Source organism: Bacillus sp. M13(2017) (assembly GCF_002218325.1).
Classification (GTDB): Bacteria; Bacillota; Bacilli; order Bacillales; family Bacillaceae_G; genus Bacillus_A; species Bacillus_A thuringiensis_K.
This window is the reverse complement of record NZ_KZ268533.1, coordinates 1-12,168: the sequence shown is the minus strand read 5'-3', so window position 1 is coordinate 12,168 and position 12,168 is coordinate 1. Positions and strand designations below refer to the sequence as shown.

Genomic DNA, 12,168 nt, shown 5'->3' with positions numbered 1-12,168 from the left:
AAAAAAAAAGCCCCTACAACGGCAGATATGCGTTATAAGGGCTTGTTTCAATCAAGCTTATCTAATTTATTCGAATACTTTTCTTTCCACTCCGACCCTAAAGCGTTTCGAAAATTTTGTTCGTGTTCTGTCATTTTATCAAAAGTTTTTTTATCTAGACTTTCGTATAAAGATTTATCGTTCAATTTTTCTTTTACTTTTTCAAATTCTTTGGTTAATAACTCTGCATATTTTTTGTACTCTTCATGTGCACTTGTGAACTCATCAGGTGGCGAAATCTTTTTTGCATTTTGCATAGCTTTTATTGTTTTGTCAATATATGTTTTTCTTTCGTCAAGGGTTAAAGACATATCCTCTGCTTTAGATATACTTGCTACCGCTTCATTTTCCTCTTTTGCAACGGCATCTATATATTCCTCTTTAGTTAATGTTGAACACGCAGATAGAAACAAAATAGAACAAAGCATAGTTGCGATAATCTTATATAATTTCATATATTTCTCCTTTCAAAGTTGAACATTAGTTATTATTCTAACACGCAACCTGTTATATTTGGATATATAAAAAGGACGCCCCTACAACGCTGTTTAAAGCGTCATATAAGGCGTCTGACTTACGATAATACTTTTATACTAGTTTAGTAGTTAAACGTAGTACGAGCGAATCTGAGGTTTTGTATTAGCTTTATTTCTAAATCCCTTTAGCTCGTTGTTTTTGGCGTTGCAGTTTCGCTAATTTTTCTGCGATTTTTTGCACATCCGCTTCTTCTCGAACTTGCATTCCGTTAATTTCGAAATGATTGCTGATACTAGTTACACCAGCCGCGTTAGAGTTTTGGGCTTTCCCTAGACTTGCCGCAGTCCCACCGTTGAATGTTCGAATCATGTTGAACAGGTTGGCTTGCTGAGCTTGCGTTAACACCATTTCGTTTTTCAGCAGTCGTACGTCCACTTCGTCGAATTTGGCTCTATTTGGGCGTTGTGCAGATGGTATACCACCATTATGATACTTAGGTCTGATAGAGTTGACAGTACCGCCGTTATGACGGGTCCACTCACTAACCATATTTACTGCACCTTCCCAGATACCTTTTAGAGTGATGGTTTTCGTTACTGGCGCAGTGGCTTCTTTAGTGAATCCACTTAGTACGCTATATGCGTTATTAGCATCGGCATCTATAGGTTTAATCTTTCCTTCTAGGATTTTTTGGTTTGTGTCGAGAATCTTAGCGTTTGCTTGCGTCGGGTTTCCGTCGATAGGCTTTGTTTTTAGTTCCTGCGCTTTTCTATCGGCATCGGCTATCTTGTTTAATAGATTAAACGGATTTCCGTCTAAAGGCTTAATTTTTTGAGCTTCTGACGCTTTATCCGCCTGTTGAATTTTAGCCATTGCTGCCTTAGGGTCTACGTCTAGCGGCTTTGTTTCGCCTTTCGTAGCTTCCACGATAACTTTAAGCAGCTTTTCGTTTGCCTTTGTCGGGCTTAGGTCTAGTGATTTGACTGCTTCTTTTTGCGCATCTGCATCGACTTGAGAGATTTCGGCTTTCGCTTTAGACCCGTCAGCATTGACGGTTTTGGTTTTTTCGGCTTCAGCTAGCTGGTCGAGTAATCCGACGTCTTGTTTAGCTCCTTCTGTGTTAGAAGTAACTTGCTTTTCGACTGGCTGACCTAACTTATCATTTAGTTTGCCTGCGCCTTCATATTGTTTGTTTATCTCTTCTGTGTTTTGTGAGTGTTTTTCTCGAATTTCCGCTATTGTAGCTTTAGTATTTTCGAGTTCTCCTTTTGTTTTTACTGCATTATCGTATTCTTTTTGTTGTTCGTCATTAAGACCGTTCTGTTGTTCTCGTAGTTTATCGTATGAAGAAATCTTTTCATTTTGTTTGGCGATTGCTTCGTCTAGTTTTTGAACTTCTTCACCTGTCTTAGCTGCTACGCCCGCCGCAGCCATTTCTTCTCTGATACGGATAGCGACTGCATTTTCTAACTGGTCTTTTTTAGCTTGGATTCCAGCGATTATATTACGCTGTGTTACGATGTTAAGCTCATTGGCTGAGTTTTCTTCTTTAGCTGCTTCTAGAACTTTTTTCGCACCTGATAGCTCCGCTTCTTTTGCTTTGACGTTAAGTGCGCCGAGTACTCCACCTTCTTTTTTTGCTTCTGCTAAGTCTTTTTCAGCTTGAGCAACTAGTTCACCTGCGTCTTTTTCGTTCTTTTGAAGTTCAGCACGTTTCCGATGACTTTCATTACCTGAATCTACGGCTTTTTTGTAGTCTTCTAAGTCTTTAACTTGGTTCTTATACCCTTGCGCCATTTGTTGTTCTAATTCTATCTTCTGCTTTTCTCTTAACGCTTTAACTAGTTCACGAGCCGCGTCGGTGTTTTCAGCGATAGATTGTCCTGTGGTACTGTACGCTTGGGCTGTAGTAGGAGCTTGTTTAATGAGTTCGTCGGACATAGAAATAGTCTTGTTAATCTCTTCGTTATTAGCTTTTGACTTTTTCGTTAATCCATCTAGTTCTTGTTGTAATGCTTTTTTTGTTTCAGGGTTTTCTACTCGCTTAATCTCTTCTTGTAAATCTCGATAGCGTAGTAATTCTTCTGAACTAAGTTTGACTTTGTTACGCATTCCTTCGTAGTTAGTCGCTAGAGATTCAAGCGAGCGAGACTGTTCGCCTAATTGCTTGTATGTATCTAACGATACTTCTTTGTACTCTTCTACTTCTGATTTTCCCGACATAAGTACCGTAGTTAACGCACCGACGGCTAAGGATATACCCGCAATCCATGCTGTAGTTGGATTTCTAGTTATCGCTAGTGAGAATTCTTGAATTGCTGTTTTTGCTTTTAAGACCCCATTTGCTAATAATGCTGTCCCTGCTGCTGCGCCCGCTGCTACTAATCCCGTACTTACCATCTTCGGGTCTAACTCGGCTAGAATATTTACGAATCCAGAGGCGCCTTGTACTAACGATTTGAACGCAGGTAGTAGAGATTCCCCTAAACTAATTCCTAAACCTTCTGCGGCACTTGTAAGCTCGTCCCACGCACCCTTTAATGTGTCTTGCTGAATCTTCGCCACTCGCTCGGCTGTACCTGCGCTGTTTTCTAATCCTTTTGAGTAGTCAGCTAGTCCTTGCTCGCCTACTTTTAATAAGGCTACGAATCCACTTGCTGCCTCTGTACCTACTAAGTGGGCTGCTGCTGCCGTTTTCTGTGAGTCTGTCATACCTTGCATTTTTTCGTTTACTCGTCCGATAATTTGCGGTAATGGTAACATGTTGCCGCTGGCATCTTTAACATTAAGACCGAGTTTTTCCATTTCTTTCTGTGCCGCACCTGTTGGGCTGTTTAGCTGTAGTAACGCTGCACGTAATGCCGTACCTGCCATAGAACCTTGAATACCTGCGTCGGACATCTTTGCTACTGCTGTCGCGGTGTCTTCCATCGAAATACCTAAACTAGATGCCACTGGCGCTACATATTTCATTGCATCGCCTAACATTGGTAAGTCGGTGTTTGCGCTGGTCATTGTCTTAGTAAGTACGTCTACTGCATGTCCTGTATCTTCTGCTGAAACTCCGAACCCCGTCATGATGTTAGAAACGATGTCGGCGCTTCGTCCTAAATCCATTTGACCTGCTGCCGCTAAGTTAAGTACCGAAGGTAACGCGCCAATACTATCTTTTGCACTAAATCCCGCCATTGATAGGAAGGAAAGCCCTTCTGCTGCCTGCGACGCACTAAACTGCGTACTTGCTCCGAGGTCTTTCGCCGTTTTTGATAGTGCTGCGAACTCGCTATCTGTCGCATTACTAATCGCCTTTACTCGTGCCATTGATTGTTCGAAATTGGCTGCTGCTCCGACACTTGCGCCGATAGCCGCAACTACTGCTGTACCTACTGCCGCACTAGCTTTCGTTAATGTTGACATACTGCTGGCTGTTGAAGTTGCGCCCTGTCCTAACCCTTGCATCTCACTTCGGGCTTGTTGAATCCCTTGTCTAAATTGTGCGTTATCGAGGACGAGTCTAGCCCGCACTTCACCCGCATTTGCTCCACCTGCCATTTAGTTCACTCCTTTTCTATTAATCGACTTTTCGCTGAATCTTTGAGCTAGAATATCCTGCTGCATGATTACTAGTTGAACGTGTTCTAAATCTTCTTCTGTGAGCTTTAGTGTCTCTTTCATTCGTTGTTGCATAGGTCTTGTAACTTTATATACTCCCGCTTCCCAACGTGAGACAGTCGAGGAATCCACGCCTAGTAACTCTGCTAATTCCCCTCTCGTATACCCGTAAGCCCTTCTAATACATTTGATTGTTTTTTTGTCCATTTTACGTCTCTTTCCTTTCGTTTTAGATTCCTTGTTCTCGCATTTTTAATGCGTCGTGATTTAAAAAAAAGCGCAGCTGTTAAACTACGCTTCACAAGGGATTGCCACTCGTGAGAGTTTTTTTGTTGAATCTTGGCAGGAGCAACAAAGGCTATCCCTTTCACTTCTATAGGCGCAACACTTTCGCATTTTTGGTATTTCTTTATGAAAAAAAATATAAAAAACGCAGATTTTAAGTCTACGCTTGGTTGGTGTTTCGCATTAATTCCATCCTATTCAGCTGTCTGTTTTTTGGTTTTTTGAGCCGTATATTCTCGCTTGATATGCGTATATAGCAGCTTATCTTCCATGTGTTGAGTGCGTTGTGCGATTTCCGTTGCTGTTGCTAGGTCTTCGGGTGTCAGCTCTTCGTTAATCGCTAACTTTTCGCGTAACACACTACGCATTAAGGTGACATTTCTCATTGTAGTTCCCTCCTAGTTTCGGTATCTTGCAGGTACTTTGCCATATCTCAAGATGTTGTACCAATCCGAGTCTGTCGGGTGTTTCGGTAGGTCTCCTAATTCTCCGATTGGTATATAAACTTGCCCAGCTTTTCGAAGCACACCACTAGCTAACGCTGCGCACTCGTTGTTTAGTTGGATTAAGTCTTGAATTGCGCTATAGTATGCGTGTAACGCTTCTTCTGCTTGTTGTACAATAGGCGTTAAACGCTCTTCGCGTAAGGTTGGTCGGATATTATAAAGCCAGTCTTTTGCTAGGTTTTCTATTGTAATGTTTGATAGGTTTTTATGGGCGTATGTGTAGGCTTTGCTCCGTTCTTCTTCGGCTACTTTTAGCGCAGCTTGTGCCTTGTTGATATTATCTAATGCTTTTTGCTTTTCTTTAGAGACTTCTTCGCCTGAGAACTCGCGCTTTAGAAGGTCTTCGTAGGCTAATGTCGCAGTAGTTATGTTTTCTTTTGATTCTTGCACTTTTTGTTCGTATTTTCTTGTGAAATTCATCATTTCTTTGTTTTGCGCGTTGTATTTATCGTATAGTTTCCATTTCATTCTTCGCTTCCCCCTCTAATAGTTTGATTGCTTTTTGTAGATACTCTATTAATACTCTGCGCCATTTCGGCATGTGGTTTTTATGCTCTATCTTATTTGGGTCTTCTAATTCGTAGATGTCGATTAATGCTGCTTGGGTTTGCTCGTCTTCGAAGTCTCTAAATGTTTCCGATGTATCTTCCCGTGTTTTGAAATGCCCATTAATATCTGATTCACCTAAACAAGCTAGGTATATAGATTCTGTACAGGTATATACATCGAAAGCAGGAAGGTCTTCGCAGTTAGCCCATACGACTTCCCGCATCTTTTCGGCTAGTGTTTTTTCTCCCGTAGGTGCGATGATTCTCGCTAGTACATAACCATCGTCATAAACATGAGCGCATAAGAAAGATTGCCCTCGTAGTTCGTGAATATTAGCTACCATGAGAGGCCTCATAGGCTAATCCTCGATTTGTTACTATTGTCTTTTTTCTTAGTCGTACTTCTTGTGGATACTTGCGATTTAATCGAATTTTTTAACGCTTTTAACTCTTGTTCATAGATAAACGCGTCTATTTTCGCAAGAACTTCTTCACCTAATGCTTTTCGGATTCGAGCTACATTATCTTTATTGGGTGCGTATACACCGTTTTCCCAACGAGTTACTGTTAGTTGATGCACACCCGCAAGTTCGCCGAACTCCGTTTGTGTCATTTCTAATAAGTTTCGTATAAATCTAATAGTTGTTCCGTCCATTTCTTTAACACACCTCCCAGTCGTCTGTGTTTACGTCTTCTTTCGTTGGTTTATACATTCGTGTTGCGTTTAGCTTCATTACTACACCTTCGCTGTAATCGAAGTGGATGAACTCATTTTCTTTCCACGCCTTTCTTCGCAACCTATTATCTTTCTTAACGAGGTACATTGCTTTTAGGTAATCCATATATATATAAAACCTCCTGTGTAACGTTTGTTTTTATAGCAGTTGCAAGTAAAAAAATAGAGATACCCCTAGCTAACGAGTACCTCTTATTAGAGTTGGGTGATACATTCCCGACAAGGGTGTATCATATTTGTGGGACGACATACTGTCCTTTGTGTTAGATTTGCGGCAGGTTTGGAAAGAGAGCTATTAACTCCCTCACCTATATGTACAGCTAAAACTTCTCTTTTTGTATAATTGACGCATATTTTTATAGCGTTTTAGCTGTGTTCCGTTCTCTCTTCACTTATGTTAGTCACTTTTCCGTGAACTGGCGGTATAATCTCTTAATCTCACTTTCTAGCGGATTATTTAGCACGCCTCTATCGCATACATACGGGCTAATCACATAACCGCGACCCTTAACACCAGTCTTCGCACCACTAACGGAAATCATTGCCCCATCGTTGATAAGCATTGATAATAGATTGCGTGTTGAATTGCTTGCAATCCCCAGAATCTTCGCTATGTCACGCGAGCTTAGAATCTCTACTTTTGATGGCTCGAACTCCTGTGGATTCGTACATAATACATATGTATCCTTATGAGCGAATGGCATCAGTTTGAAAACGGCGCCTGCTTGACGGTCTGACAGTTTCGATAGAAGTTGTTTCGCTTCTTCTTTATACACTTTTGTAAAGTTATCGAATGCACCATCAGTATTTCCGCATCTCACTAAGTCCTCGTTGATGTAGTAGAGCGTTGGGCGCTGCGAATTATCACGAATCACCGCACCAATCCTTTCTAGTTCTCCTAGCGCTTTGAGTGTTGACTTCTTACCTCTCTTTAGTAGTTTCTGCATATCCTTCGTTGTTAATGGACGAATCCCGTATTTTCCCCGCCCCGTAGCATGCATTAATAAGCCACCCGCATTCATTTGCAGGTATAATGATAATTTGAAGAAGACGCCTAGCTGATTAAGTGTTACGTGGCTGTATCGTTCTTTTTCATTACCGTTGACCATCACAAAACGGCGTGTGTCTTCTTTGCGTGACTCTTTGTAGCGAATCGCATCTAGTTCGGCTTGCGTGCGTATTCTTTGAGTCTCTGCGATTGCTACCGCCTGTTTTAACGCTGTTTGCTGTGCTTCTGTTAGCCCTTCGATTGAGCCAGCGTGTACAATGGCGCTGATTTCTTCGAATAGATTGTTTGTACTTTCCACTATATTTCCCCCTTCTCGCTGTAAAGCGGTGTAAACTTGTCACATATTTGACACCTTCGCCAATGAATTTGTCACATATTTGACACCTTCAAAAATCGGACTCAGCCTTAGAGCCGCAAGGGATGTAAACGGTTTTGCTTATCAAAGTACTCTGTTATCTGTGTGGATAACGAAACCTCTTTGACGCAGCAAATACATAGCGTCACGGCTTCCTTAACGTTGCCGATTTAGGGTGTTGAGTAATGCGTTTAATTTAAAAAGAGCTTACGCAGTAATAGTTATTGTGAGAGCTTGCGAACACTCGGAGCGATAGCGCCGATATGTTATTTTTCCCTTCTCGTTTATATAGGCGCACTAAATTCGTTGTATTGGTATCTTGCTGCGATAAATAAAAAAAGCGCCTTTAGTGGCGTTTAAGGAGGTCGTATAAACCGTTCTATTCGATTGCTTGCGCTGAATGAATATAAGTGAATAAGTCGAAGTATGTGCGTAGTATGTAGCGGATTTAACCGTATGAGAATTCGAAGTATGTGCGTAAAGTGCGAGCGATTGATATTAAGTGGTGGCGACTGTACACCCTGAGTTCAATTTTATATTGCGGGATTTCAGTACAGCAGATGCAGCGGCTTCGTGGGGGCGGCTGGGGGGTCGAGGATTTTTCGATTGGGTGTATCGGCTTCGATGAATTTTCATGCGTGATTTTCGCATAACGAATGAAACACAATGTTCTTTTGTTACATTGAAGATTTGTTTAAAATCCTTTTAAATCAATGTTTGAAACACTTTCGTTTTAATACTTTATTTCTTTTTCATTTATGCAATCAAAAGAATCCTTTTAATTCAACGTTCATTTAACTTCTTGAATATTCTTTGCGATGAATAAGAACTTGCATAAAGAAAGAAGACGATTGCTTTCGAACCCCTTGAGTTTCAGAGTCCTTCCTCGAAACGAAAGCGAGCAGATGAAACAAACAAAGAAAGAATAATCGAAAGCCATTCGATAATACCCACGCATACACACATATCATAGCATACCTGTGCGTGGTGTCAGTAGGTGCGGTAGCTTATCGCCCCTTGGCTCGCACGTGGCTTATACATGGCGTAACACCTCGCATATCTAATCCACGTAAACTTCCGTAAACACAAATTACTTCTACAACAATTCGATAAGAACGCAACGCACACCGCACACGCAACGCATATGTACAATAGTATACAGGCGGTATATAGAGTATAGGCGATATAACGTACCCCTGTTGGTCTGTAGGTATTCATATAGGGTATCCGCCCTATCATATATGTATAGGTAATGCGGAGGAAATGTGCGAAGGTATAACGCCCTGTTCTTTATATAATAGCGTCTTGGTTATACGTTAACCTATGCGGAATGATAGTTTACATAGTCGCAGTCGCATATTAACGACTCTTGACAAATGTAAGTTTATCTCTTTTTTTGCGAAAAGAATAGCGGTAAGTAAAAAAGTTTTAAAAAAATAAAACGAATTAAATCCCGTCATATCAACGTTTTTATCATAATCGTAAAAATAATTTATAAAAATATTTAAATTTATTGTTGACTCTAATCGGCTATTAGCGTAAATTAGAGATGTACCCAATGCGGTGCAACTAAAAATTAGGAGGATTTACAAAATGAATGTAAACGAAATTATCAACTTAATAGGCGGAAACAACGTATCAACAGTGGTTATGGCAACTGCAATTTGGCTACTTGTTTCCTTGGATTTCCACCTTAGCTTTAAGCGAAAAGATGGAAAGACGGAAATAGAGTTCTCTATCTCACGCAAAAAGAATTAAGAAAGAGCCGTTGGGTGTTGCACCGCCTAACGGTTTTTCTTTTATTTTATATAGTTGTTTAATTATAACTCTTAAAGGCTGTCATTTTTTTCGGGGAGTGATTAACATTTAAAAAAAATTTAAAAAAATAAAACGCATTAAAGCCCGTTGTATCAACGTTTTTAACAAAATCTAAAAATTTATTTATAAGAATATTAAAATTTATTGTTGACTCTAATCCGCTGTTAGTGTAAATTAGAGATGTACCCGATGCGGTGCAACTAAAAATTAGGAGGAATTGAAAATGGATGTAAACGAAATTTTAAACTTAATAGGCGGAAGCGACGTATCAACCGCAGTTATGGCAATTGCAATTTGGCTAGTCGCTTCCTCGGATTTCCACTTTAGCATTAAGCTAAAAGATGGAAAGTGGGAAATAGAATTCTCTATCTCACGCAAAAAAAACTAAGAAAGAGCCGTTAGGTGTTGCACCACCTAGCGGTTTTTCTTTTATATATTTTATCACATTTCTTCTTTTTGTGCGTGTGTTACTGCACTAACCATTAATTGGAAAAACGCATTAAATAAAAAAGTTTTTTGACAGCGTAAAAAAGTCATTGACAGTTAAACGCTGTCGGTTTATAATTTAGACATACCCACAAGGGAAAACACTTTAGGAGGAATTGAAAATGAACGAAATTATCAACTTAATAGGACAGACAAACGCACCAACGGCGGTACTTATCGTAATAGCAACTCTACTTTTGAAGAAGGAAATAAATTTCAGCTTCAAACGTAAAAACGGCGAAAAAGAAATAGAGTTTACTTTTTCTACAAAAGAGAAAGAATAATACATAAAAAGTCAGTCTTTATAAGGCTGGCTCTTTATTTTTTATAAAAATAACATAATAAAATAAAAAAACTTATTGACAGCGTTTAGCTATAGGTTTATAATAGAGATAGACATTAAAGAGAGGTGTTTTTTTTGCCAGAAGAAAGAAAGAAAAGGTTATTCGCATTAATTTTGTTATGCGTTGCCCTAACCGTCAATGTAACCGCTAAAAATCTCGGCTATTTCACTATTTCAGGATTAAGCGTACTGTTTGGATTCGCAGTGATAATCGCTTGGGTTGTCGAGGTCATAAAAGATAATCGAAAAAACAAACGAAAATAAGCAAAGTTTAGCGAACATAAACGAACATAAGAATACTCTTGAGACATCTTATAGAGAAAAATCTGTAAAATTTCGCCAGACTTCGTAGGGCTTCGTAGAGATTCGCTAGACTTTGTTTAACAGTTTCGTCAGGTATCGTTAGGCTTCGTAGGGCTTCGCTAGGCGTCGTTGAAATTCGTTTTTAATTTTTGCAGTATAAGACGCAATATTCTTTTTAAGAATAATTTACTGGAAATGATTGCGAAAATATACCATTTAGTTGTATATTATAAGAACATTCGTTTGGTTTTATGTATTATCTTGATATAAAAATTTTAAAGTGTGGAAAAAGGAGAAAAAGTTATGTATGTAAATAAAGTTTCTGAAATTTTAAATTCTATCACGCAACCTCAATCAAACTACTACGATAACCATGAAAACAATCAAAATACAGCGTTAAATTCCTTCTTAAATGACATTTCTTCAATGGCTCTTGAAAACGGAGAACTTCCCGAAATATCAGCGATTTACAACTTGCAAAAATCCGTCCCATTCAATGAATTTAGCGATGTAGAGGCAACATTAATAGCAGAAATATGCGAAGCGAAAAAGGAAAGTTTTCAGCAAGGTTTTTGCGAAGGCTTAAAATTCATGTCATATTTAACAGATTTACGTGCTCGCTAGTTTTTTAGAATGTAACGAAAACCTCACTACATACCGCTATAAGCCCTCAGAACCCGTTTTAAAGGCTTTAAACCCAATGACGATACATTATAATATCAAAATGGATTTCAAGCGTTTGGAAGCGATTCTAGGGCTTTGTATTCGTTTATAAACTTTAACCATACAGTATGTGAAATTTTTATTCGATATAGCGGGGCAATTCACAAAAAAAATAAATATATAATGGCGATAAAATTAGTTGATAGTAATATAGATTTCACTTTAAATAATACATATATTACTCGATATGAATAATAGGAGGGTTACGTATGAGTTCAGATGAAAAGTTAACAATTCAATACATCTTAGAGCGACTAAAAAACGGTGAAAAAATTAGTGTTATCGCCAAAAACATAGACGGCATAAGCGAAAAAAGATTAAGACAAGCCTTAAAAGACGCAGGTTATTTTTTCAAAAATACAGGTGATAAAGGTTGGCATTTCGAAGGCAACGGAGAAGAGCCGAAAGACAAAAACATATTCGATTATGTTAAAAAAACTTCACCTCAAAAGACGAAAAGTAATACAAATGTGAATAAAAGTAACATAAATGTGAATACGAGTAATACAAACACGAAAGAAAGTAACCCAAAGGTGAACACAAGTAATATGAATGCAAATATAAGTAACCTATCCTTCACACAAGAAGAGATAGCAGAATTGAAATCTATAATTAAAGAACGAAAAACAAGAGAATTAAAACCAAACGAGACACCGAATCAGCCTTTATACGAACGAATTAAAGAAATAAAACCGAACAAAAAAACAAGAAAAACAATTGTAATAGATACAATATTAGGCAAACAGTTAGATGATTTTTGCAACGGTGAAAGAGTAAAAAAATCCGATATAATTCACTTAGCGCTTACTGATTTTTTAGCGAAATATCAAAAGCTATAAGTTCCGCTTCGCTTCACGTCTAAAGGGATTGTGCGGTATGAGAAGAGACATGGGAAGGCGCAGGCTTATGGAGTTTGCGTTTTTTTTTT

The 12,168-nt window shown here is 38.9% G+C and carries 14 protein-coding genes; 5 read left to right on the top strand and 9 right to left on the bottom strand.

The window, feature by feature from the left end; all coding sequences use genetic code 11:
• Positions 1-47 precede the first annotated feature (47 nt).
• The 9 genes from CGQ22_RS30905 to CGQ22_RS30870 all read right to left on the bottom strand — a co-directional run bounded on the left by CGQ22_RS30905 (position 48) and on the right by CGQ22_RS30870 (position 7,510).
• Positions 48-494 carry a hypothetical protein gene (locus CGQ22_RS30905; RefSeq protein ID WP_089149782.1) on the bottom strand — a complete coding sequence of 149 codons (447 nt, stop codon included), beginning with the start codon at positions 492-494 and terminating at the stop codon, positions 48-50.
• A gap of 196 nt (positions 495-690) precedes the next feature.
• The gene (locus CGQ22_RS30900; RefSeq protein ID WP_254922581.1) at positions 691-4,068 is read right to left on the bottom strand and encodes a phage tail tape measure protein; all 3,378 of its coding nucleotides are present in this window, start codon (positions 4,066-4,068) and stop codon (positions 691-693) included.
• Positions 4,069-4,335, bottom strand: a complete 267-nt coding sequence (locus tag CGQ22_RS31770) for a helix-turn-helix transcriptional regulator (RefSeq protein WP_254704136.1) — start codon at positions 4,333-4,335, stop codon at positions 4,069-4,071.
• Between the two features lie 272 nt (positions 4,336-4,607).
• Positions 4,608-4,799, bottom strand: coding sequence for a hypothetical protein (locus tag CGQ22_RS30895; protein ID WP_089149781.1), 192 nt, complete (start codon positions 4,797-4,799; stop codon positions 4,608-4,610).
• A 12-nt stretch (positions 4,800-4,811) separates the two neighbouring features.
• Positions 4,812-5,387 (bottom strand): hypothetical protein, encoded by a 576-nt coding sequence (locus CGQ22_RS30890; RefSeq protein WP_254704135.1) that lies wholly within the window; start codon positions 5,385-5,387, stop codon positions 4,812-4,814.
• The gene (locus CGQ22_RS30885; protein ID WP_089149780.1) at positions 5,365-5,823 is read right to left on the bottom strand and encodes a hypothetical protein; all 459 of its coding nucleotides are present in this window, start codon (positions 5,821-5,823) and stop codon (positions 5,365-5,367) included. Before CGQ22_RS30885 ends, CGQ22_RS30890 begins: the two co-directional genes overlap by 23 nt.
• The gene (locus CGQ22_RS30880; RefSeq protein ID WP_089149779.1) at positions 5,820-6,122 is read right to left on the bottom strand and encodes a helix-turn-helix transcriptional regulator; all 303 of its coding nucleotides are present in this window, start codon (positions 6,120-6,122) and stop codon (positions 5,820-5,822) included. Before CGQ22_RS30880 ends, CGQ22_RS30885 begins: the two co-directional genes overlap by 4 nt.
• A 4-nt stretch (positions 6,123-6,126) precedes the next feature.
• The gene (locus CGQ22_RS30875; protein ID WP_089149778.1) at positions 6,127-6,309 is read right to left on the bottom strand and encodes a Thoeris anti-defense Tad2 family protein; all 183 of its coding nucleotides are present in this window, start codon (positions 6,307-6,309) and stop codon (positions 6,127-6,129) included.
• A gap of 295 nt (positions 6,310-6,604) precedes the next feature.
• Positions 6,605-7,510, bottom strand: a complete 906-nt coding sequence (locus CGQ22_RS30870; RefSeq protein WP_089149777.1) for a hypothetical protein — start codon at positions 7,508-7,510, stop codon at positions 6,605-6,607.
• 1,650 nt (positions 7,511-9,160) lie between these two features.
• Between CGQ22_RS30870 and CGQ22_RS32255 the strand changes: the two genes are divergently transcribed.
• The 5 genes from CGQ22_RS32255 (at position 9,161) to CGQ22_RS30855 (ending at position 12,079) form a co-directional block, all read left to right on the top strand.
• Complete coding sequence (locus CGQ22_RS32255; RefSeq protein ID WP_154071891.1) at positions 9,161-9,325, top strand: hypothetical protein; 165 nt, start codon at positions 9,161-9,163, stop codon at positions 9,323-9,325.
• A 283-nt stretch (positions 9,326-9,608) separates the two neighbouring features.
• Positions 9,609-9,773, top strand: coding sequence for a hypothetical protein (locus tag CGQ22_RS32250; protein ID WP_175423394.1), 165 nt, complete (start codon positions 9,609-9,611; stop codon positions 9,771-9,773).
• A gap of 220 nt (positions 9,774-9,993) precedes the next feature.
• Positions 9,994-10,155, top strand: coding sequence for a hypothetical protein (locus CGQ22_RS32245; protein WP_175423393.1), 162 nt, complete (start codon positions 9,994-9,996; stop codon positions 10,153-10,155).
• 665 nt (positions 10,156-10,820) lie between these two features.
• A complete protein-coding gene (locus CGQ22_RS30860) occupies positions 10,821-11,141 on the top strand; it encodes a hypothetical protein (protein ID WP_089149775.1) in 321 nt (106 codons plus the stop codon).
• Positions 11,142-11,449: 308 nt separating this feature from the next.
• The gene (locus tag CGQ22_RS30855; RefSeq protein WP_089149774.1) at positions 11,450-12,079 is read left to right on the top strand and encodes a hypothetical protein; all 630 of its coding nucleotides are present in this window, start codon (positions 11,450-11,452) and stop codon (positions 12,077-12,079) included.
• Positions 12,080-12,168: the final 89 nt, after the last annotated feature.